Source organism: Staphylococcus lugdunensis (assembly GCF_001558775.1).
GTDB classification, from domain to species: domain Bacteria; phylum Bacillota; class Bacilli; order Staphylococcales; family Staphylococcaceae; genus Staphylococcus; species Staphylococcus lugdunensis.
Map to the genome: position 1 here is coordinate 1,138,624 of NZ_CP014022.1, position 23,448 is coordinate 1,162,071.

Consider the following 23,448-nt stretch of genomic DNA (forward strand, 5'->3'; position numbering starts at 1 on the left):
ACTATTATAGTTTAATTATACCATGCAAAAGCTTACTATCGTTAGCAATAACCTAGCTCACAATGTTTTTCATTAAATTATATTTTAAGCATAAAATATATAAAGCATCCGGGATAACAATGTCTTTGACAAGTTAAACAAGCATGTAAGACAGCATTCATTTTGAATTCATATTCCCACGCAGGCAAGCTTGACTAAGATTGAAAAAACTCAGTTTAAGCGTATTTTCTATCCAGTCAACTACTGCCAATATATTGTTACGAACCTAAAATAAATGAGGCGTTATCTCTCAGGCGCTTCTTTATTCTTTGTTATATTACGTACCACTTAAGACCAAACCAAGTGCTTTTAAATACGACGTATTGAGCATAAAAGAGGCACAAAGACGATTTTTAATTTTTAATCATCTTTGTGCGATTATGCTGGGATTTATGTCCCAACCTGATATCTATATCCAAGACTTTACAAGTTTAGTGGTAAACGTGTTGTCTTTATATTTAAATAATATAAGCTTGTATAGCTCAATCTTATTCAAATGCTAAATGTAGCTCAGAGCTCGAATTATTCCACATTTCACTATTATGTGATTGTAAAAATTTCTTGAGTACCTGTTTGTTATTGTCACCAATATGATCTATGATAACATGATGTTTCATTGATTTATCCATCATATTAACATGTTCAGGCATGCTTTTATAACCACGGCGAATGGACTTATTAACGAGCAAGTAACATGCAGTAACGCCTGCATAGTATGGACCTTGTTCACTACGTTCAGTCGTCACCCAACAAAGCCAATATTCCTTTGCATCGTCACCTTCTACTGTTTCTTTATCAGTTATCCATTTCACACCTTTTTCTACTTGAGCTCGTGCATGCATACCTCCAATATCAATAAAAGCTTCTTGGTTGGCAACATCAATAAATACAGGTGCAATATTATCTAAGCTAATTGAGCCAATATTTGTACCTTTATGGCCATCTAAAGGGTCATTTTTAATAATATTAAACTTAAATCCTTTATTCTCTGCCAATCATGACACCTCCATATAAATCAAAAAGTATCTATTTGAACTTTAACTATTATCTATTCTACGCATCAGCTAATGTTACTGAATGGTTATATCAATCATTAATTTAACTCATTGAGTAAATTAATAATTGAACCTTTAACTTCAAGGTCAGCAATATTAAGGATGCGCTCCTTAGGATAGTATAATTTATAATCTTCACGATTAATACCTGTAATACTGGAAATTACTAATGATTGACTACTAATTTCTCGAATATGACCATTTTTTCGTAGCAAATGAATCGGTTGACGGTTAGATCCTGGTCTATCATAATCGTAAGGTAAATCTGAAAAAGCTTCACTAACAAAATAATACGTTGGATCTATGCCAGCTTGAATAAATAATTCTTGTAATTCCGTAATTGTTATAATAGAACCATCAAAAGGAATGTACTTAAACAAATCCCTATTGATAAACCGTCGCGATAAATCGCTTAATATTGCATCATCTTCTTTAATCCAATTTTTAAGATAATAAAGAACAACGGCTTCGTCTAAATCAATATATTGTTCTATGGTCATTGTTCCTTCAAAAAACGGTACAAAGTCATGTGGATGCATTTTAAATATATAGCCTTCTTGATATAAGTGTTTCGCTCGTTTCAAACAATTATTGAGCAATACTTCTCCTCCACGACTAACTGGGTGAAAATAGATTTGCCAATACATTTGGTAACGACTCATAATAAAATTCTCAACAGCATGCATACCACTTTCTTTAATTAGTACTTCATCCTTAGAAGGTCGCATTAATCTCAATATCCGTTCCATATCAAACGTGCCATAAGATACGCCTGTAAAATAAGCATCACGCTGTAAATAATCCATTCTATCTGCATCAATTTGTGATGAAATCATTGAAATCACGAGCTTATTATTATGCGTCTTATTAATAACATCTGCAACTTCTTGTGGGAAAGTATCCGAAACGCGACTTAACACTTCGTTTACTTCTGTATCTCCAACAATAATTGCTTGAGTAAAGGCTTCATGATCAGTATTGAAAATTTTCTCAAAGCTATGTGAAAATGGTCCATGTCCTAAATCATGGAGTAGCGCAGCACATAAAGCGAGTGGTCTGTCACTGTTATCCCACGCTTCACGCCCGTTAAATGACTCATCAATAAGACGTCTGACGATTTCATAAACACCTAAAGAATGGCCGAAACGACTATGTTCGGCTGTATGAAAAGATAAATACAACGTTCCAAGTTGTTTAATACGTCGTAAGCGTTGAAATTCCTTCGTTTTGATTAAGTCCCAAATCAGTTGATCTTTGACATGTATATATCTGTGTATAGGGTCTTTAAACACCTTTTCTTCTGCTAACTTTTTTGTCGCGTATGATGATAAATTCAAAGTTATCCTCCTTTTGAGGCTTGAAATATCATGAATCATGTTGCTGTCTGCTGTGCAAAACGAAGCTATTTTATTTCCTTTTTCATTAAAGCTAAATCCATATGTTCGCCATACATTTCTGGCTGATACGAACGCACGATTTCAAAGCCATGATTTTGATAATATTCAATACCTTTAGCATTTTTATTGTCTACTTCTAAATATACTGTATCGTACTGACCTTTAAATGTTTCTATACCTTTATTTAATAAACTTGTGCCGTATCCTTTATGCTGTGCTTCAGGATGCACATAATGGGCAGATAAAAATAGTTCTTTACCATAAATAAAGTTGGCAAATCCTACAATAATCCCTTCTTCTTCAGCAACTAAAAATAATTGTTCTTTTAAACGTTTCGCTAAATGTTGCTCATTATAAGAAGCTGCCAATAGTTCGTTGACTGTTGATGCAGCATAAATTGCTAAATACGTGTTATACCAAGCTTTTGTAGCAACATCTCGAATGGCTACTGCATCTTGCTCAGTCGCTTTTCTAACTCTATACATGCCTGTCTCTCCTGACCGTTAATGAAGTAATAATAGTTGCATTATATCACATTTTGAGTTATTCATATCATTATTATAGATATGAGACTTAAGCCATTAACTTTTTAGAAATGTTACCCTAGAATATCTCTTTAAAATTTAAAAATCACGCATTTAAAAGATAGCTTATCATCCAACTTGCTAGCTTATATCTTATTACTAAATGCTTGATTCCATTCTGTTGCTCTATCTAATGCTAGTTTATCTTTCATAATATCTCCGGGACGTTCGGCTGTACCAATAATGTATCCTGATAACTCTGCTTTTACAAAATCTAAACTATATTTCATTTGTGTAATACATGGTTTAGCTTTTACTTTAGGTACATCTCCACCTACTAAAATCAAACGAAAATCAATTTGGGACATACGCATTTTAAAATCTTTGTATTGTGAATCTATAAGTGTTTCTGACCAATGATCGATAAATGCCTTTAATGAAGCTGAAACACTATACCAATATACGGGTGATGCAAAAATAACCACATCACTTGCTAACACTTGGTCAATAAGTGCTTTATAATCATCAGAATAAGAAGTGATTTCTCCCTTATCATGTCTAGCATCTCTAACTGGATTTAGCTGATATGTTGTCAAATCTATCCAGTTATATTCAAGTCCTTGTAGTGCATATTTTGTTAATTGTGCCGTATTACCATCAGGACGACTTCCTCCAAATAACACTGTAATCATCATACTCATTCTCCTTTAATTCATAATATCATTATTATTTATGATGCCAATCTTGACATTGTTCTTAATACCCATTCTTCTTACTTTCAAGTTCTATAAATACACATTAACATACTCAATATAAAAAAAGACTTCTGACACTTATATAAACGTTATCAGAAATCTTTTTACTTATTATTAAGACATTATTTTTCTATTGGAAATAATTGTTCAATCGTCTCAATATCTTTGTCCGTCAATATAAGCTGTGCTGCTGCAATATTTTCTTTAACCTGTTCAACTCGTTTAGCTCCAGGTATAACGACATCCAAGGCTGGTCTTGTTAAATAAAAGGCTAATACAATATTAGCTATTGATGTTTGATGCGCTTCCGCAATTGGTTTTAAAGCATTGACACGGCGGACATTATCTTTAAATGTTTCAGGTTGAAAATCCCGACGTGGAGCTCGGTGATCGTCAAATGTCATATCTTCTGTGTATTTGCCAGCTAAAATGCCTGAAGCTAGCGGAAAATATGGAATAAATGTAATATTATTTTCAGCCGCATAAGCCATAATATCCTCATTTTCACGATGCAATAAATTATACTCTAATTGCACAACGTCGACATAACCATCTTTGTTGGCTTCTTTAAGTTGTTCTAAAGTAAAGTTAGAAACGCCAATCGCCCTAATCTTCCCTGCTTCTTTCAATTCTTGCAATGCAGCAACAGCTTGATCTTTAGGCGTTGATTCATCCGGAAAATGTATATAATATAAATCAATATAATCTACTTGTAAACGCGCAAGACTCTCTTCTACTTGTGACTTTAAAAATGCCGGTTCATTATTATGATAAACTTTACCGTCTTCATTTATGACATGAGATCCCTTGGTTGCCACTTGAACTTGCTCTCTTGGATATTCTTTAAGTACCTGACCTACAAGTTCTTCGGAACGTTTAGGTCCGTAAATGAAAGCTGTATCAATTAATGTAATACCATTATCAATTGCTTCACGTACAACTTGTTTACCTTGTTCTTCATCTAAATTAGGATATAGATTGTGTCCACCAACTGCATTGGCACCTAACGCAATAGGGTAAACATCAACATTTGATTTGCCTAATTGTACTTTAGTGGTCAAAACAATACACTCCTTTAACTTTATCTATTTATTATTATTTACCCACATCATGTAAAAACATTCCATACTTCTGCTCAATAAGACTAATAAGTTGACACATTGCTTAACATTTTATTTAATGTAACTATAATAGTTACATTAAGGTGGTGACATGATGAACTTAGAATTTAACATTGCTGTACATGTCTTATGTTTTTTAGCAAAGCATAAAGATAAGCATTATAGTAGTACTGAATTAGCAGAATTGACGTGTTTAAATCCAGTACAACTCAGACGTGTAATGTCACAATTAAACAATAGTAATTATATACAAACAATTCGTGGTAAACATGGAGGATATCAAGCTAATCAACATACGGCTGCTATCACCCTAGCAGAACTTTATTCACAATTTGTTCTCGATAAAACACACACACAACGCTTATTCACAGGCAGTATCGACAGTGATTGTATCATTTCAAATCAAATTGCCACTACCATGTCACACTATCGCGAACAAGAACAGCAACTGATTTTAAATTTTTATCGTGATAAGACAATCGATGATGTGATTGAAGATATAATAAAGGAGGCATAATGTTATGACACATTATGATTTATTAATTATAGGTTTTGGAAAAGCAGGAAAAACGCTTGCAAAATTTGCTGCGAATCAAGGGCAACGTGTCGCAGTAGTTGAACAATCTGCAAACATGTATGGCGGTACATGTATCAACATTGGTTGTATTCCTACAAAGACACTCATTCATGATGGACTTCATAACCGTTCATTTGCTGATGCTTTTGCAAGAAAAAATGAAGTCGTATCAGCATTAAATAAGAAAAATTATGGAAATTTAGCAAATGATACGCATATTGATGTTTTGGACTATAAAGCTACGTTCAAATCTAATACTGAAGTTAATTTAATTAATGCTCAAGGACAAGTTGAGCGTACCATTAGTGCAACAGATATTGTTATTAACACAGGTGCAAAAGCGCGTATTCCGAATATTAAAGGTGTAGATCGTGCCACGCGATTATATGACTCTACTGGCATTCAAAATCTCGCTACGCAACCTCAACAGTTAGTCATCGTTGGCGGTGGATACATCGCACTTGAATTTGCTTCACTATTCGCTAACTTAGGAACACATGTCTCTGTGCTTGAATCTAGTCAAACACTCATCCCAAATGAAGATCGTGAAATTGCTGAACTTATCATCCATGATTTAGAAAATAAAGGCGTCGAGATTCATACCGATGTTGAAACATTTGAATTTATTGATAGTAATGATCATACAATAGTGAAAACATCTCAAGGAGATTTTGTAGCTGATGCCGTTCTTCTAGCTACTGGCCGTATTCCGAATACAGATTTAACCCTTGAAAATACAGATATTGAATTAGAAGAACATGGTGCTATCAAAGTGAATCCACATCTACAAACTACAGTACCGCATATATATGCTGCTGGAGATGTAAAGGGTGGACTACAATTTACGTATATTTCTCTAGATGACTTTAGAATATTGAAAGCTAAACTATTTGGTAATAAGGATAGAACAACAGAAAATCGTGGACAAATTCCTTATACCGTATTTATTGATCCGCCACTATCTCGAGTTGGTTTAACTGCTGCTCAAGCAGAGGCACGTCATTATAACTATTTGGAAAACAAGCTAGCCGTTAATAACATTCCTCGTCATAAAATTAATAATGATCCTCGCGGCTTGTTTAAAGTAGTCATTAATAAGGACACAAATGAAATTTTAGGCGCAACGTTATACGGTAAGGAATCTGAAGAAATGATTAACCTTATTAAATTAGCTATGGATCAACACATACCTTATCAAGTATTAAGAGATAATATTTATACTCATCCAACAATGACAGAAGCATTCAATGATTTATTTAATTTATAATAAAAACAGACTGGAACATAAATCCCAGAAAAATGGCACTCAGATGAATTGAATTCAACTCAATCTGAGTGCTGATTTTTTATTCAATACTACGTATTAACATGTAATTTCACCTTTAAATGCTTAAAAAATAAGGCAGTTTCGTATCATTTAATAAATATTACTAAACTAAATAAACAAGGTGCCTTATGTATAATAATGATAACATGACGCAACATATGTTATTAATAGAAGCTTCAGTTTTAATCACTTCAAATTATATTGTAAAAATCATACCGAAGAAAAGATTTTAACATTACAATTTTAATACTTTGTATTTATGTTCCAAATTGTTTATTTTGCAGCTTTGCGTTGTTCTAATTTTTCTTTTAGTTTTCGATCTTGCTCTTCTTTACGTCGTTTACGTTCTTCATTACGTTTTCTCAAGCGTTCTTCTTCTTCAGGGTTACGTGGTTTTTTTAATTGTTTTACCACTTTCTCCATCAATTCGTCTTCTGTCAATGCTGCTAACGGTCTATTATTAACAAATGCAAAGGTTTTTCGTCGGCCTGGGCCACAATATGACTGGCATCCAATCTCAATCTCTGCATCTGGATCAAGTTTTTCTAATTTTTTCTTTAGCGACTTCATATTAACTGCCTGACATTCATCACAAATTAAAAATTTGTTTTTCATTGTGTCACCCACCTTTACTTCGCATTCATATTTAACTCTATTTATTTTACTCTATTGAGAGAAAATTTCAAGCTGTTCTCTTTAGACACATCATCACATTATTACATTATATTTCAAAAAGAAAAACAACCTCTTCATTAAATTCAAAAGGTTGTCACATCTGATTTACTGTCCATGATATATTTTGAAAGGTAACGGTTTAATGCCATCATGCGCCCATGCTTCATATATTTTGTGTTTATCAACATTCGTATCAATAATCGCTATGCCGCAATCGCCGCCACCTGCACCAGACGTTTTAGCTGCGCCACCATGGGCTTCTGCAATATCACATAACCGTTTTAATTTATTTGTTTCGATATCTACAGATGCTGCATCATCCATTTTACGTATCACTTTACGATTTTGGCGAATCATTTTCTGAACACCTTTAATATTATTCATCTTAAAGGCATTGATTAATTGTTCAACACACAAATGTGATTGCTCAATAAAATCACCGTAAAATGCTGGATCTGATTTTAAACGTTTCACTTCACTAACTAAATGTGGTGAAGATGCTGGAGATCCTGTCCATCCGATAATAACTTCCATATTTTCAGGTGCTTGTAAAGGCTCAATATGCAAGCCAGGCCAGTTCTTTTCTAGAACATCACTTACATGGCCTTCTTCCATTTGTTGCTTCACCCAATCATGATCAAAGGTACTATAGGCTAACCAACCACTGTAAACACTAACAGCTATATCACCACAAGAACTTAAACTTTGTAATTTCATATTTGCAATAACAGCTAATTTATAGATATATAAATTAGATAACTGCATATCATAAAATTTATTGAGTGCTTTAACTACAGATACTAATACTGCAGCACTTGAACCTAAACCATATTTCTGACCTGATTCATCTGCAAGATTACTATCAATAGTTAAATGAAAATGCTCAAGCTTAATATCACAGCTTCTAGCATATTGCTCAAAAACTTCAATTGCAGTGACAACATATTTCAACTGTTTCGCTGCATGTGTATCAGAAATTTCAATTTGATTATCATTACGATTATATGATACTGGATCATGATGCAGCGTTTTAGAATGAATAGTTCCAACAACTTCATTAGAAGCTTTAATTGTAGCTGTGACAAAACGATTCACTGCAATCAAAACGGATTTATAACCCGGTTCAGTAACGGCATATTCACCTGCAATATAAAGTTTTCCGGGAGCTTTCACACGAATCATTTTATCTCTTCCTTACTTAATAATTTCGACGCCTGATGAAATGATGTCACTCGACATAATCTGTGATGTTTCAAATGTTTCTTCAAAAGCTGATTGAACAGCTTGTAGATTTTTCTTTTCAACAATGACTTTGACATTGGGCCCTGCATCCATAGTGAAGTAACAAGGAATACCATTTTCACGACATTGGTGAACAATTTCCATAGCCAAATAGCTTTCTGGTACTAAATAGGTAAAAGGTGGCTGCGCCCCTAAATTTGTTGCATGCATACGTAATCCATTAGCTTCAATTGTTTCACCAAACCGTTGAAAATCTTTGGTTTTGATCGCTGCTTTTGCATCTGCTAAATCTTGCTCTACATAATCTAACCAATATTGATAAAAACGCGATGTTTCTTTAGTCAGCGACATGCCCGCTCGACTAGAAACTTTTTTAGATTGTTTGTTAATAACAATAAAGATCATGGCCAAATCCTTTTCCCAATCTTTGGCATCGATTTGTTCAGCATATGATGTTAAGTCATCATAGCCTTTATGCCATTCAACAAATCCACCAAAAATACTGCGACTTGCCGAACCAGAACCACGACGTGCCAATCTCGATAAATCTTTATCTGTCATTTGTAATTCTAAGGCTTCATTACAAGCGGCGGCCAAAGCAGCATAAGCACTTGCAGATGAGGCTAAACCGGCAGCTGTTGGCACATGATTTGTACTTTCAATAAGGGCATGCATTGTTATTCCCGCTTTGGCTCTAACAATATCCATAAAACGTTGAATTTTTTGGTTTTCTGTCGCGCTAACATGTTCACCATTTAAAATAAGCTGATCTGAATTATAACTATGATTAAATGTCACTTGTGTTTCAGTATAAAAACGTTCTAACGTAACAGATAAACTATTATTCATTGGGATGATTAATGCTTCATCTTTTTTTCCCCAATATTTTATAACAGCAATATTTGTATGTGCGCGTGCTTTGCCACTTTTTACCAACGCCCTAACCTCCTAAATATTCAATCCAAGTATGCTCAGCCCCAGCCTTTTCTGCAGCTGATACTACACGTTTCGCGGTATTCAGGTCTTCTGCTAAAATCAGCATGCTTCCACCACGACCCCCACCAGTTAATTTACCAGCAACTGCACCATTTTGTTGCGCCGTCTTCAAAAATAGTTCTATTTTGTCATGACTCACTGTTAATGTTCTTAAGTCTTCTTGACATTGATTAAATATCTCAGCTAATTGTTGAAAACTATGGTGTTCAATTGCATCGCTTGCTTGATGTACTAACTGACCTATATGCGTTATTTTATCCATATAATAAGCATCATTATTACATAAACGATGAACGTCCTCGACTGCTTGTTTCGTTGATCCTTTCACACCAGTATCAATAACAACCATATAGCCATCCAATTGTAAAGTTTTTAAATGTTCAACTTTACCTTGCTGATACCATACCGGTTTATTACTAATAATCGTTTGTGTGTCAATGCCACTTGGCTTACCATGGGCAATACGTTCAGCCCAATTGGCATAGGTTAAAAGGTCGTCATCAGATAAAGGAATACCTAAATAGTCATAGCTTGCTCTAACAAATGCAACTGCAACAGCAGCACTTGAACCTAATCCACGTGATGGGGGCAAATTGGCTTTAATTTTAACCAATAATGGATCTTCTATGTGATGTTTATCCACAAAACGGGTAACGATGGACTTTAAATGTTCTGGCGCATCATATAAAGGCCCATCATAGACATCACTTTGAATCGCAGAGTAATTTCCTTTTTCTAAGCTTTCTATTAAAATTTTAACCTTTCCAGCGTTAAACGGAATCGCAATGGCTGGTTGTCCAAATGTTACTGCATGTTCACCTATTAAGATAATCTTACCAGTCGATTCACCATATCCTCGTCGCGTCATGTTAGCTCACCTTTAGTCTTTTTTCTATTTACTTATTTGCAATTAAAAAACGCGAAGCTCGAAATCTTCACATTCTATCTTTTGCTTTATTCAACTTATTATTTTATCGAACTTTGTCACGTTTCCGCTACAATTATGTCATAAAACTTTGTTTTTATAGTAGACTAATACCACAAAAATGTAAAATAACAATTATCATTCGTTGCACAACACTTAAATAGTATATAGCGATTGTATTTTTGTTTCAAAAATTTAACTTACTCTACCTTAAATCTTGATTTTATAAACATTTATAGTCTTAATTTCATATTCTTTATTTTCTACCTAACCCATCATACTACAATTTCAATTTAAATGTGCACGTTATTTGTATCAAAATTAAAAAACATCCTAAATCATTGTAGATAATCATACAATGATTCAGGATGCTCACATCTTAGTGCTATAACAATCGTGACATTTTATCGTTGCGCTCCACTATTTTATCAAAATGTCCTTCATATCGTTGCCATTCATCTTCTGTAATAGCATCCATGTTTAGCTTGCCGCCTAAATCTTGAATCGCATGTAATAATTGGAACATAACATCTTGTACTTTAATGTCACGTTCTAACAACGTTTCTAGTGATGCCATACATTGGGGTTCGATGTCTGGATATTTAAATTTTGTTGTTTCTCCTTTAAGTGCCTGTTGGTAAAAATGGCGCATCATCTCAGCACGCTTTGACCCAGAGCCTTCCACGCACAAATAAATTTGTACAGCAATACCACCTCGGACACGTCGTTGCGAAATACCGGCAAACTTTTTATCATTAATGCTTAAATCAAACTTTCCAGGACAATAAGAACGTTCAATTTCATGTGTTTCAATTTCAACATCATCGTCTTCAAACATTTTACAAATTAATAAATACATCACTGAGAAAGCTTCATCAATTGTTGTTTCTGTCTGTCCTTTAAAAATTAAAGATATATTCAGTATGCCTTGATCTAATACAACTCCTAAACCGCCAGAGTTGCGCACAATCGCATTATAACCAACTTCATCAGTTAAATAGCGAATACCATCCTTGAGATAAGGTAAACGTGAATCATGAATACCTAATATAACAGTATGTTGATGAATCCAAGTTCTTACAACATTACATGATAAATCTTTACCCACGCTCTCTGAAAACGTATCATCAAATGCAAATGATTGCATTGGCGCAAGTCCATTCGTATGGTCTATATAGCGCCAATCCACACCATTAAAATATTTACTACTTAGTTCCATTATTGTAATGTTTGAGCAGCAGTAATAATTGATAAATTATACACGTCTTCGATTGAGCAGCCACGTGATAAATCATTTACTGGAGAATTAAGTCCTTGCAATACTGGACCAACCGCATCAAATCCACCTAAACGTTGTGCGATTTTATAACCAATGTTTCCTGCTTCTAAACTTGGGAATACAAAAACATTTGCATCACCTTGGATTTTAGCGCCTGGCGCTTTTTTCTCAGCCACTGCAGGTACGATGGCAGCATCAAATTGGAATTCTCCATCAATAATGACATTTTCTAAATGATCTGCTGAAACTTTTTCTTGTGCTAATTGAACGGCATTAGCCACTTTTTCAACATCATCAGATTTTGCTGAACCTTTAGTAGAAAAGCTTAACATTGCCACACGAGGATCCATACCAAAGCTTTGAGCAGATTTAGCACTTTCTACAGCAACTTCTGCTAAGCCCTGTGCATCTAATTCTGGGTTGATTGCGCAATCACCAAAGATATATTGTTTGTCGTCTTTAATCATAAAGAAGATACCTGATGTTCTTGAAACACCTGGTTTTGTTTTAATAATTTGTAATGCAGGACGCACTGTATCTCCTGTTGAATGTGCGGCACCACTTACTAAACCATCTGCTTTACCAGCATATACAAGCATCGTTCCGAAATAGTTAACATTGTTTAGTAATTCTTTAGCTTGTTCTTCTGTCGCTTTCCCTTTACGACGTTCTACAAATGATGACACTAGTTCTGGTTTTAGTTCGCTTGTTGTAGGATTGATAACTTCAATACCAGTAAGATCCAATCCTTTGTCTTGTGCTAAAGCATTAACTTTAGCTTCGTCACCTAATACGATAGGCGTTACATAGTCTGTTGCTTGTAATTGCGTTGCAGCTGTTAAAACACGTTCGTCTTCACCTTCAGGTAGTACGATTCTGACATTTTTTCCTGAAAGTTTACTTTGTAATACATCTAATAAAGACATAGTACCCTCCTATTTGTTATACATAATAATATTTGCACTCTTAATTATACTTGATTTATCATGAGAATTCCATTTCACTAATTTGTAATCTTTTATTTAGAATAAGCAACCAAACTTATGCTAAAATTTTAAATAAATGATACGAAAAGGAGCGATTATTAATGAGTGAAGCAGCAGAAACTTTAGATGGTTGGTATAGTTTACATTTATTTTATGCGATAGATTGGACAACATTTAGACTCGTACCTGAAGATGACCGTCATGCTATGGTGCAAGAACTACAACAATTTCTTGCCGATAAAGCAAATGCTAGAGCCTCTCATACAGGTGATCAAGCACTCTATAATATTACAGGTCAGAAAGCAGATCTTTTATTATGGGTGTTGCGTCCAGAAATGAAAGAATTAAATATAATCGAAAATGAATTAAATAAATGTCGAATTTCAGATTTTCTAATTCCAACATACTCTTATGTATCTGTCATTGAGTTAGGTAATTACCTTGCTGGTAAATCTGATGAAGACCCATATGAAAATCCACATATTAAAGCACGCTTATATCCAGAATTACCACATTCTGAATATATCTGCTTCTACCCAATGGATAAACGACGAAATGAAACATATAATTGGTATATGTTACCGATGGAAGATAGAAAAGAGCTCATGTACAACCACGGTAAAATCGGTCGTAAATATGCTGGTAAAATCAAACAATTTATTACTGGTTCAGTTGGCTTTGATGATTTTGAATGGGGCGTTACATTGTTCTCTGATGATGTACTACAGTTTAAAAAAATCGTCTATGAAATGCGTTTTGATGAAACTACAGCGCGCTATGGTGAATTTGGCAGCTTCTACATTGGTCATATTCTAGAACTTGATCAATTAGATTCATTTTTCGCTATTTAACAAAAACATTTAAGACATGAACTGTTAATATTTTATTCCAATTGTATTATTGGCAATTGAGTCCCAAAACCCTTAACAAATTCAAAAACTGTTGATGCGGCAGGTTAATAGCTCGAGCTATTCCGATATTCGTCACTTCAGTTTAGTTAAGGGTTCTTTTTAATGCACAATAAATTTTTCATCATAAAGTATGGGGAGCAGGACAGACTTCATTATGAATTCGTAGTTCCGCCCGGCAAAGCTGAATAGGATTGGAAAAAGCTTGGTATAAGCGCATTTTCAATCCAGTCAACTACTGCCAATATTTAGTTCATAGCCTAGAACATAATGATGGCCCATACTGTTTATTTAAAACTTGCTAATGTTTAAAAACACTTTAAATACTTCTCAAATGAAAAGTTTCGTTACATCTTGTGTACCTAGCACAGAAAATGGCAATCTGATATTTTCTCTTAAATCCCCCAAAAATCATCGATCTGAACTTTCCCGTGCTTATCAACAGGGATATTCCTTCCATCTTTATTGAGTTATACTTATCTTGTCGAAAATCTGTAACTTTAAATCATTTTCATTATTTTTATATGTAACTGTGATATATGAAAAAGTACAATATGTAGTATCGTTATTATATAATTCATCCATAGATTTCACCTCAGTTTAGGAGTTGATTCAATGTCAAAAAAACACATTTTTATGATTCTTGGCATAATCTTGAGTTTATGCATAATTAGTGGAGGCGTCTATCTCAAAATGAAACATGACGAACGTGAAAAACAAAAGGAAATCTACTACAAAGAACAACAAGAACGTATTTCACTTTACCTTAAACACAACACCAAAGAACCCAATACCATTAAATTCGTAAACTTTACTAAATTGGAAAACAGCCCTATGGGTAGTGCTGTAATTAAAGGATACATAAATAATAAAAAAGATGATGACTTTGTAGCCTATGCATCCCCCGAGAGTAACTTTCAATTTGTAGGTGATATGATTAAAAGTCAAGGCGTTGATAAATTGTTAAAAATCGCACATGAAAGAAAATCACCTGATGAAATCAAAAAAGAACTAAATAATAATAAAAAAGATCACTGAATTCAGTGATCTTTTCAAGTTAATTTGCGCTTTAAGAATGTATCAAATATCTATGTTTGAATGTTTTATTTTCAGTAAATTGTCAATCTAATTCATAAATCTGATTGTTTTGAAATGGATTAACAGCGTTTTTCGTTTCAGCTTTTATGTCATCGAGTTCATCATTTATCGCTGATTGGAAACCTTGTTTTAAATCAGCGTTATTAATCCATTTAATATTATGTTTAGTGATACTCATAAACCATATTTCAGTTTGTTGCGCTCGTTCTCTTGATTCCTTTGAAATTTTCATCAGAAAATCTTGCAGACTCTACTGCATGTCAACTACACTGAAGTTCTTTTGTAGCTTTAGCGAATTTGTCCCAATATGTATTTTTAAAAAACAGGGCTTTAAACCCTGTTCTTACTTAGTATCTCTTGGGAGAACTTTAATTACTACTACTCTATTCGTTAACTACACAAAATATACTGTCGCTACCCAGTATATTTTCCCTGTTAACACTTTTATTTTAACCCTTTTTAATAAAAATAAACATATTTCGTTAAGTTCTCGCAATAATACTGATAAAAAAGTAATAAAAATACAATTTTTGTTACTAAAGTTTAACCTTTCATCATTATAATATCGCTACATGATTTAAATTATTGTGTAGCCATTTCGATACGCATCTACTATAATTAATGTAACATTCTACTTGATATGGTGATGAAATGAACAAAAAACAATATATAGATACAGAGCGAGAAACTCTAATTAAAGATGTGATAATGTTAGCAGGTCGTATCTTATTAGAATCAGGCGCAGAAGGTACACGTGTTGAAGATACAATGACGCGTATTGCTAAATCATTAGGCTATTCAGACAGCAATAGTTTCGTCACAAATACTGTCATTCAATTTACTTTACACGATGAAACATATCCTCGTTTATTTAGAATCAACGCCCGTGATACTAATTTAATTAAAATATCACAAGCTAATGAAATTTCACGAATGATTTCAAGTAATAAAATTGATTTAGAAGATGCCAAACATAGACTCGAACACATTTATATTGCTGAACGCGATAGTAGCTTAAGTTTTAAAGGAATAGCAGCTGCAATCATTGCGCTAAGTTTCTTATATCTTCAAGGTGGTACGCTCATCGATACCTTAACAGCCATTTTAGCTGGTGGTCTCGGTTATTTAGTCGTTGAGATCTTAGATAGAAAGCTTCACGCACAATTTATTCCTGAGTTTGTTGGTTCTTTAGTCATTGGAATGATTGCTGTGACTGGGCATCATTTTATTCCCAATGGTGATCTTGCCACCATTATTATTGCTGCTGTAATGCCTATAGTTCCTGGAGTATTAATTACGAATGCAATACAAGATTTATTTGGTGGTCACATGCTGATGTTTACGACCAAGTCATTAGAGGCGCTCGTTACTTCATTTGGTATCGGGGCAGGCGTAGGTTCAATCTTAATTATGGTATAGGAGAAATGTCTTATGTTTTGGTTACTAAACTTTATATTTAGTTATACCGCATCATTATTCTTTTGCGTCATTTTTGATGCGCCTAGAAAATTATATCTGACATGTGGGCTTGTAGGTGCATGTGGTTGGATGGTCTACGTTATATTTTTCAACGGCTTAGGCCTCCACACGATCTACTCTAGTTTCTTTGGCAGTTTAGCTTTAGGCCTTATCAGTCATTTTATGGCGCGAAAACAGAAAGAACCTGCAATTATATTTATGGTTACTGGAATCATACCACTCGTCCCTGGTGGTCTTGCTTTTGATGCCACTAAAAGCCTTGTCTTATTGGAGTTTGGAAAAGCTATCAATACAATGTTAGAAGTAACACTTATCGCAGGTGCCATCGCTTTAGGCTTATTATTTGCAGACCAAGTTTCTAAAATTAGTGTGTCCGGTTTCGTTAAAAGATATAAGCGTCTATAGTGTTTCAAACGTTTGAACACAACAATTTAAAATAAAGACACACAGTGCATAGATTGACGCTGCGTGTCTTTTTGTATTCTTAAAATTTATATATTCATTGATAGTCATTATTCATTTTTATCTTCGTTCATCATGTCATTCACTTCATCTTCAGAGTGATTTAATATCAAACGACTTAGCTCATCATTGTTCATCGCTTTTATTTTTGGATAGCGAATAACAAAGAATACTAAACCAATAATTAACCAGCCAGCTAAAGCAACATATGAAGGTAACGATAACGATGCCGGAGACCCTGGTATTAATAATAAGTATAAGAATATAAATGAGATAATGGATCCAATAATACCAAAACTCTTAAATACTGGGCCGTATGTTTCACTCTCTTTATTAAAACTAAATAATTTAGCAGCAGATAAACAAGTAATAAAGTATGCAATCGATACACCCGTGGATGACATATTAACGATCCACGTCAAAGCTGTACGCCCCAACCATGGTGCAATTAAAGTAACTGCAACTAAGAAGACAATTGCCACATAAGGCGTTTTATATTTGGGATGTAATTTACTAAACATCGTAGGCATAATTCCAGAACGCCCCATTGAAAAGAGCAGTCGACTAGCACTCATCAAGAAGCCATTTAATCCAGTAAAAATCCCCATAATAATAGCAATCGCTAGGACAAACAATCCAATATAGCTAAAGGTCGATTGTGTCACCGCACCAGTCAACCATAAATTGCCATTCACACTTTTTGCTGACGTGCTTAACCAACCTGTATACAAAATCATTAAGACATAAGTAAATGCTGCAGCTAATAAGCTATAAACAATTAGCTTAAATGTCTTATTGGGTGAAAAGTTAAACTCTTCTGCCGTTTGTGGAATATTATCAAAACCAACGTAAGCCCATGGAGCAACCGCAACAATCATAATAATAGATGTAAACCAACCACGTTTAGGATTTGCTAATGGTTGCAAATGACCGAAATCAAAGGTACTACCAAAAAATGAGCCTACAAACATTAACAATACGACAAGCACCATAGCAACACAAAAATAATATTGTAGTGACCCAGAGACACTTGCACCACGAATCGAAATAAGCATAAACACGATAAGTAATACGCTTGCTATAATAATTTCAGTTATGTAAACATCCCAACCAGCTATAGTATATAACTTTCCAGTGTTTAAAACATTGGGCAGTAAAAATTTAATTAATAAACTAAAAGCCGTTGCATTTAACGCCACGACACAAACATATCCAAATGTTAGAAACCATGATGAAAAGAAACTAACATATCTACCAAAGCTTAAATAGCTAAATGCAAATGCACCACCAGAAACGGGAAAGCGCTCAACTAATGCACCATAACTGACAGCGATTAAAATCATCAACAATGCGCCTATAAAAATACCTAAAGATGCGGCTACAGGTCCTGATTGCATAATCCAATCACCTGGTAAAATAAATGCTCCCCATCCTATACATGAACCATAAGCAATGGCCCATACGAATTTCTCAGATAGATTTTGCTTTAAATCGCCTCTATCAACTTTATTTTGTTTTTCAGTCATAAAAAAACTCACCTCAAGGTAACTGTATACCCCAAAAGTGAGTTCTCTAACATATTTATATGACCATTACTTTTATACTGGCAGTTTAAACGCTGCGATAACTAGCATTAACCAACCCGCAATAAATAAGACACCACCAATAGGCGTAATTGCACCTAAAATACCAATCTCTGTTAATGCTAAAATATAAAGCGAACCACTAAAGAAGACGATACCCAAAAACATTAACCAACCTGCCCAATTAACATTCATGGATGTAGTTCCACTAATTATGCCAATTAGAATTAATACTAACCCATGGTACATTTGATATGTTGTTGCTTTTTCCCATACAGAGATATATTTTTCATTGAGTTTATCTTCAAGCACATGGGCACCAAAAGCACCTGTACCAACTGACATCATAGTACATAAAGCACCTAAGATAATAAATACTTTCATCATTATTTGTTCTCTCCTTACGCTTAAAAATCAAAAATAGAATCGCCGTTACCAATTTCATCATCTGTGACCATAGTATTTGAAGAAGCGACGTTCGTGTTGTGTGATGATTTCATGGAATTTGGTACTTTACCGCCCATAGCTTCTATTTCAGCAGCTGTTACCTTTGCTGTTTGCTTATGTCCTGTCTGTTGCACTGCTGATCTTGTATTTGACTTCACCGTGGTTGAAAAAGTTGGTCCCATAATATCATCCTGGGATGTTTCTTGACTTGCTCGATGGCCTGATGTTGTGGTTGTATATAAAGACGTTAGCGTATGAATCGCATATATGTGCTTCTCAAATTGTTGCTCATTACTTGCTTCATCCGCCTGAACTAATTCTTGTTCAATTAACTGGATGATTTTCTCTCTATCCATGAGTATTCTCCCCACTTTCACACCAATGTACTGGTGCTATTCCTTTTGACTCTAAATAAGCATTGGCTCTGGAATAAGGTTTTGAGCCAAAAAAGCCTCGATAAGCCGATAACGGACTGGGATGTGACGATTTAATAATATAGTGCTTTTGCGTATCAATCAATTTCATTTTTTGTTGCGCTGGTTTGCCCCATAATATAAAAACCACATTTTGCCTATATCGTGATACAGCCTGAATAATTTCATCCGTGAATATTTCCCAACCTATATCTTTATGCGAATGTGCCTGGCCTTGGCGCACAGTCAACACCGTATTTAATAGTAGAACACCTTCACGTGCCCAATCCTGTAAATGCGGCGATGTCCTATGACAGCCAATATCATCTTCTAATTCTTGGTACATATTTTTTAAAGATGGTGGGAATTTCGCTTTAGGTTGTACCGAAAAAGCTAAACCATGCGCTTGATTTGGTCCGTGATAAGGATCTTGACCTAAAATCACAACTTTTATATTTTCAAAAGGCGTTAAACTAAAAGCTTGATAGATGTTTTTTCTATCTGGGTATACAATTTGCGTCGTATATTCTTTTTCTAAAAAATCATGCATCGCAGAAAAATCATGTCTAGATGTTATATCATGAAAAATTTGTGCCCACTCCATTATCTTCACCTCAAGCAATAGTTTAACATATACCTCTTAAAAGGTTCACTATCTATATAATGTAAACTTATAATACGCAAAAGTTTACAAATCATATCTATTTCATTATGCTATGAATAAATAACAACACTGGAAATAAAGGAGAAATAACGATGTGTACTGGCTTTTCTTTTTATACAAAACAAAATCATCATTATTTAGCACGTACCATGGATTTTGCCTTTGAATTTAATGGCATACCTACTGTAGTGCCAAGAGATTTCAAATATGATTTTGATTTAGAAGATGCTTTGCAATTAACGTATGGTTTTGTAGGTACTAATCTTAAAGTGGGACGATATCGTTTTGGTGATGGTATCAATGAACAAGGACTTGCTATCTCCAATCATTATTTCACCGGCGAAGCCTCTTATTGTAAACATAAACGCTATGGATATTTTAATTTAGCACCTGAAGAATTTATTGTTTGGGTATTAGGCTTCGTAAAAAACATTGCGGATTTAAAGCAAAAGGCAGCACATATCAATATATTAAATGAAAAAAATACGACATTAAATATTGTGCCCCCATTACAATTTATGATCACAGATAAAACAGGTCATACTGCTACAGTTGAACCACGTAATGGTAGGGTCATTATCAAAGATAATCATGTAAACGTCCTTACCAATGCACCAAGCGTAGAATGGCATATAGAAAACTTACGCAATTACGCGTTTCTGTCACCAACGAAAACTGCTTATCCTATTGTAGGAAAGATACTTACTCGTCCTATGGGCATCGAAGCAGGTACAAATGGTTTGCCTGGAGGCTATACTTCGACCGAGCGTTTTGTAAGAGCAAGCTATCTTCGACAACAGTTACACAGTGCCACTGACGAAAGCCAAAATCTTAACAACTGCTTTAAGCTGCTGGATAGTGTGAGTATTCCAAAAGGTGCTGTATTAGATGGTGGCATACCTCACTATACTCAGTATCAACTAGTCATGGACAGTGAAACATTAACATTTTACATCAAGCCATATTCAACGAATCAAATTTTTTCGCTTACATTAACTGAAGAAATACTGACACAAAAAGAGATGATGTTTTTCCCATTGAAACAAGAAATTCAATTTACACCGCTAAAAAACACTAAAGACTAGCAACCTATGTAAGTGTCCCTGCTATTTCTTAACCGTTAAAACATGATATGATAAAAACGTATTAGAAAATAATTGGGAGTGAACTTAAATGGCTTTAAAAAAAGTTTTAACAATTGCCGGTTCTGACACCAGTGCTGGCGCAGGAATGCAAGCAGACCTAAAAACATTCCAAGAATTAGACACTTATGGCATGGTGGCATTGACTGCTGTCGTTACCATGGACAAAGATACGTGGTCTCACGATGTGACACCATTACCAATGGAGTTACTCGAAAAACAACTTGAAACTGCAATTTCAATTGGTCCAGACGCCATTAAAACAGGTATGTTGGGTACACAAGAAATTATTCAACGTGCTGGCGAGGCCTTTGAACAATCGGGTGCAAAATACTTCGTAGTAGACCCAGTGATGGTTTGTAAAGGCGAAGATGAAGTACTTAACCCAGGAAATACTGATGCGATGATTAAATATTTATTACCTAAAGCAACCGTAGTGACACCTAATTTATTTGAAGCAGGACAACTTTCAGGTTTAGGTAAATTAACTTCAATCGCAGACATGAAACAAGCAGCTAAAATCATTCATGATCAAGGTGCACAACATGTCATCATTAAAGGTGGTAAAGCACTAGATCAAGATAAATCTTATGATTTATACTTTGATGGCGCAAATTACTATCAATTAACAACAGATATGTTCCAACAAAGTTACAATCATGGTGCTGGTTGTACATTTGCAGCAGCAACAACAGCTTATTTAGCTAATGGCAAATCACCAAAAGAAGCTGTTATTGCCGCTAAAGGTTTTGTGGCATCTGCAATTAAAAATGGCTGGAAAATGAATGCGTTTGTTGGACCGGTTGATCATGGTGCATTTAATCGTGTTGAACATATCGACGTAGAAGTAACAGAAGTATAGTTTTTTAACATGAAGCTTTTAATTATTCTCTTGGCTTTAACAAAAGCAAACGGGAATAGTTAAAAGCTTTTTTATATAGTATTAAAATATCAACTTGTTCATTTTAGCCCCTATAAGTTACAGTAACTATTTCTATTTCGTCTATTTTACTTTCTAATATTTTAGTAATATAAACGATCAAAATCATCGACGAATAGGAAAAACTATATCACATTTATTATTTTATGTTTAAACTAACTGTTTTTTGCGTAAAGTAAGAATGCATTTAATTATTGAGTTTTAAAGGAGTTTTATGATGAATAAAGTAAAAGAACCTATTACAATTATTGGTGGCGGTATCGGTGGTTTAACACTTGCCCGTGTGTTATATGTGAATGGCATACCTTCAAAAATCTATGAGGCAGATGCATCGCCGAATGCTCGTACACAAGGTGGTCAATTAGATATTCATGAATATAATGGTCAGGTTGCTTTAGAAAAGGCTAATTTAATGGATGAATTTCATTCGATTATTCATGAAGGTGCCGATGCAGCAAAAATTGTAGATACCAATGGAGAATTACTTCTAGAGGTGCCTGCTAATGAAGAAAATGGACGTCCTGAAGTATTACGTGGTGACTTACGTCAAATTTTAATTCACTCACTTCCAGAAGAAACAATTGAATGGAATAAAAAAGTAGATCATATAGAAGAAATTCAACACGGAGAATATAAAGTCGTATTTAGAGATGAAAGTTTTATAAACACTACAAAATTAATTGGCGCAGATGGTGCATGGTCAAAAGTACGCAAATTATTAACAGATATTACACCGAATTATGTAGGTACAACCTTTATTGAAACTTATTTACACGATGTTGATAACAAACATCCTAAAACAGCTGAAATTGTTGGTGAAGGAGCGATGTATGCCCTTTCTCCTGGAAAAGGTTTTGTAGCTCATCGCGAAGCAAATAATATTATTCACACTTATATAGAAATGAACCGTGATTTAGATTGGATTAATCGCATAGATTTTTCTAATAAAACAGAAACGATCAAAACGATTTTAGCTGAATTTAAAGGCTGGGCACCAGAAATTACTGCATTGTTAACTGAGTCAGATTCAAATATCGTAGCTAGAAAAATCAATGCTTTACCTGACAAACATCGCTGGGAACCTAAGTCAGGCATCACTTTAATTGGTGACGCTGCACATTTAATGGCGCCATCTGGTGAAGGCGCTAACTTAGCTATGCTAGATGGTGCAGAATTAGCAGAAGGCATCGCTAAAAATTACAATCATTTCGACGAAGTAATCAAAGAATACGAAAGTCAAATGTTCCCTAGAAGTGAAGCAGAGCAACAAGAATCACACGAACTATTGGATATTTGTCTAGGCCAAGATAGTCCTGAGCGTTTTGTCAAACTATTTAAAGGTGAAGCATAATCACTGATAGCATTGCGTATTCTAAGTATTTAGTCGTAGAAGATTATACGTAGTACGTCGTAT

At 34.4% G+C, this 23,448-nt stretch carries 25 protein-coding genes; 9 read left to right on the plus strand and 16 right to left on the minus strand.

What is annotated here, in order from left to right:
• Positions 1-527: 527 nt before the first annotated feature.
• From AL499_RS05425 to AL499_RS05445, 5 genes are all read right to left on the minus strand, one after another.
• Positions 528-1,034, minus strand: a complete 507-nt coding sequence (locus AL499_RS05425; protein ID WP_002479423.1) for a YwhD family protein — start codon at positions 1,032-1,034, stop codon at positions 528-530.
• 98 nt (positions 1,035-1,132) lie between these two features.
• A complete protein-coding gene (locus AL499_RS05430; RefSeq protein WP_002459872.1) occupies positions 1,133-2,470 on the minus strand; it encodes an HD domain-containing protein in 1,338 nt (445 codons plus the stop codon).
• A gap of 26 nt (positions 2,471-2,496) precedes the next feature.
• Positions 2,497-2,976: a GNAT family N-acetyltransferase gene (locus tag AL499_RS05435; RefSeq protein ID WP_002459873.1), complete on the minus strand. Its 480-nt coding sequence runs from the start codon at positions 2,974-2,976 to the stop codon at positions 2,497-2,499.
• Positions 2,977-3,161: 185 nt separating this feature from the next.
• Positions 3,162-3,707, minus strand: a complete 546-nt coding sequence (locus AL499_RS05440) for a flavodoxin family protein (protein ID WP_037540847.1) — start codon at positions 3,705-3,707, stop codon at positions 3,162-3,164.
• Between the two features lie 185 nt (positions 3,708-3,892).
• Positions 3,893-4,831 carry an aldo/keto reductase gene (locus AL499_RS05445; RefSeq protein WP_002492963.1) on the minus strand — a complete coding sequence of 313 codons (939 nt, stop codon included), beginning with the start codon at positions 4,829-4,831 and terminating at the stop codon, positions 3,893-3,895.
• Between the two features lie 154 nt (positions 4,832-4,985).
• On the opposite strand from AL499_RS05445, the gene hypR reads away from it, so the two are divergent.
• Both hypR and merA read left to right on the plus strand, forming a co-directional pair.
• Positions 4,986-5,408 carry a redox-sensitive transcriptional regulator HypR gene (hypR, locus tag AL499_RS05450; RefSeq protein ID WP_002459876.1) on the plus strand — a complete coding sequence of 141 codons (423 nt, stop codon included), beginning with the start codon at positions 4,986-4,988 and terminating at the stop codon, positions 5,406-5,408.
• 4 nt (positions 5,409-5,412) lie between these two features.
• Positions 5,413-6,735, plus strand: coding sequence for a hypothiocyanous acid reductase MerA (gene merA, locus AL499_RS05455; protein WP_002479426.1), 1,323 nt, complete (start codon positions 5,413-5,415; stop codon positions 6,733-6,735).
• Positions 6,736-7,068: 333 nt separating this feature from the next.
• Here the strand turns inward: merA and AL499_RS05460 are convergent, their stop codons facing one another.
• The 6 genes from AL499_RS05460 to pta form a co-directional block, all read right to left on the minus strand.
• Positions 7,069-7,410, minus strand: a complete 342-nt coding sequence (locus tag AL499_RS05460; RefSeq protein WP_002479428.1) for a YuzB family protein — start codon at positions 7,408-7,410, stop codon at positions 7,069-7,071.
• A 165-nt stretch (positions 7,411-7,575) separates the two neighbouring features.
• Entirely contained in the window at positions 7,576-8,652 is a 1,077-nt protein-coding gene (locus tag AL499_RS05465) for a phosphomevalonate kinase (protein WP_002459879.1), read from the minus strand.
• 12 nt (positions 8,653-8,664) lie between these two features.
• Positions 8,665-9,648: a diphosphomevalonate decarboxylase gene (mvaD, locus tag AL499_RS05470; RefSeq protein WP_002459880.1), complete on the minus strand. Its 984-nt coding sequence runs from the start codon at positions 9,646-9,648 to the stop codon at positions 8,665-8,667.
• Between the two features lie 4 nt (positions 9,649-9,652).
• Complete coding sequence (gene mvk / locus AL499_RS05475) at positions 9,653-10,576, minus strand: mevalonate kinase (RefSeq protein ID WP_002479429.1); 924 nt, start codon at positions 10,574-10,576, stop codon at positions 9,653-9,655.
• Between the two features lie 442 nt (positions 10,577-11,018).
• A complete protein-coding gene (locus AL499_RS05480) occupies positions 11,019-11,852 on the minus strand; it encodes a lipoate--protein ligase family protein (protein WP_002479430.1) in 834 nt (277 codons plus the stop codon).
• Complete coding sequence (gene pta, locus AL499_RS05485) at positions 11,852-12,838, minus strand: phosphate acetyltransferase (protein ID WP_002459883.1); 987 nt, start codon at positions 12,836-12,838, stop codon at positions 11,852-11,854. Before pta ends, AL499_RS05480 begins: the two co-directional genes overlap by 1 nt.
• A gap of 161 nt (positions 12,839-12,999) precedes the next feature.
• On the opposite strand from pta, the gene hemQ reads away from it, so the two are divergent.
• On the plus strand, positions 13,000-13,749 hold the full coding sequence (gene hemQ, locus AL499_RS05490) for a hydrogen peroxide-dependent heme synthase (protein WP_002459884.1): 750 nt from the start codon (positions 13,000-13,002) through the stop codon (positions 13,747-13,749).
• Between the two features lie 672 nt (positions 13,750-14,421).
• Positions 14,422-14,844, plus strand: a complete 423-nt coding sequence (locus AL499_RS05495; RefSeq protein ID WP_002492988.1) for a DUF1433 domain-containing protein — start codon at positions 14,422-14,424, stop codon at positions 14,842-14,844.
• 82 nt (positions 14,845-14,926) lie between these two features.
• Here the strand turns inward: AL499_RS05495 and AL499_RS05500 are convergent, their stop codons facing one another.
• A complete protein-coding gene (locus tag AL499_RS05500) occupies positions 14,927-15,136 on the minus strand; it encodes a hypothetical protein (protein ID WP_002459888.1) in 210 nt (69 codons plus the stop codon).
• 419 nt (positions 15,137-15,555) lie between these two features.
• Here AL499_RS05500 and AL499_RS05505 point away from each other — a divergent pair, with 419 nt between their 5' ends.
• Positions 15,556-16,323, plus strand: coding sequence for a threonine/serine exporter family protein (locus AL499_RS05505; RefSeq protein WP_002459890.1), 768 nt, complete (start codon positions 15,556-15,558; stop codon positions 16,321-16,323).
• Positions 16,324-16,335: 12 nt separating this feature from the next.
• Complete coding sequence (locus tag AL499_RS05510; RefSeq protein ID WP_002459891.1) at positions 16,336-16,788, plus strand: threonine/serine exporter family protein; 453 nt, start codon at positions 16,336-16,338, stop codon at positions 16,786-16,788.
• Between the two features lie 107 nt (positions 16,789-16,895).
• On the opposite strand, the gene AL499_RS05515 is transcribed toward AL499_RS05510, so the two are convergent.
• From AL499_RS05515 to AL499_RS05530, 4 genes are all read right to left on the minus strand, one after another.
• Positions 16,896-18,371, minus strand: coding sequence for an APC family permease (locus AL499_RS05515; RefSeq protein WP_002493015.1), 1,476 nt, complete (start codon positions 18,369-18,371; stop codon positions 16,896-16,898).
• A gap of 72 nt (positions 18,372-18,443) precedes the next feature.
• The gene (locus AL499_RS05520; RefSeq protein WP_172412358.1) at positions 18,444-18,812 is read right to left on the minus strand and encodes a DUF423 domain-containing protein; all 369 of its coding nucleotides are present in this window, start codon (positions 18,810-18,812) and stop codon (positions 18,444-18,446) included.
• A gap of 23 nt (positions 18,813-18,835) precedes the next feature.
• Entirely contained in the window at positions 18,836-19,231 is a 396-nt protein-coding gene (locus tag AL499_RS05525) for a DUF5327 family protein (protein ID WP_002459894.1), read from the minus strand.
• Entirely contained in the window at positions 19,224-19,892 is a 669-nt protein-coding gene (locus AL499_RS05530) for a uracil-DNA glycosylase (protein WP_002479436.1), read from the minus strand. The genes AL499_RS05525 and AL499_RS05530 overlap by 8 nt, the downstream gene beginning before the upstream one ends.
• A 152-nt stretch (positions 19,893-20,044) precedes the next feature.
• Here AL499_RS05530 and AL499_RS05535 point away from each other — a divergent pair, with 152 nt between their 5' ends.
• The 3 genes from AL499_RS05535 (at position 20,045) to AL499_RS05545 (ending at position 23,385) form a co-directional block, all read left to right on the plus strand.
• Positions 20,045-21,037: a choloylglycine hydrolase family protein gene (locus tag AL499_RS05535; RefSeq protein WP_002459896.1), complete on the plus strand. Its 993-nt coding sequence runs from the start codon at positions 20,045-20,047 to the stop codon at positions 21,035-21,037.
• An 88-nt stretch (positions 21,038-21,125) separates the two neighbouring features.
• On the plus strand, positions 21,126-21,956 hold the full coding sequence (gene thiD / locus AL499_RS05540) for a bifunctional hydroxymethylpyrimidine kinase/phosphomethylpyrimidine kinase (RefSeq protein ID WP_002479438.1): 831 nt from the start codon (positions 21,126-21,128) through the stop codon (positions 21,954-21,956).
• Positions 21,957-22,251: 295 nt separating this feature from the next.
• A complete protein-coding gene (locus tag AL499_RS05545) occupies positions 22,252-23,385 on the plus strand; it encodes an FAD-dependent oxidoreductase (protein ID WP_002493012.1) in 1,134 nt (377 codons plus the stop codon).
• Positions 23,386-23,448 lie beyond the last annotated feature (63 nt).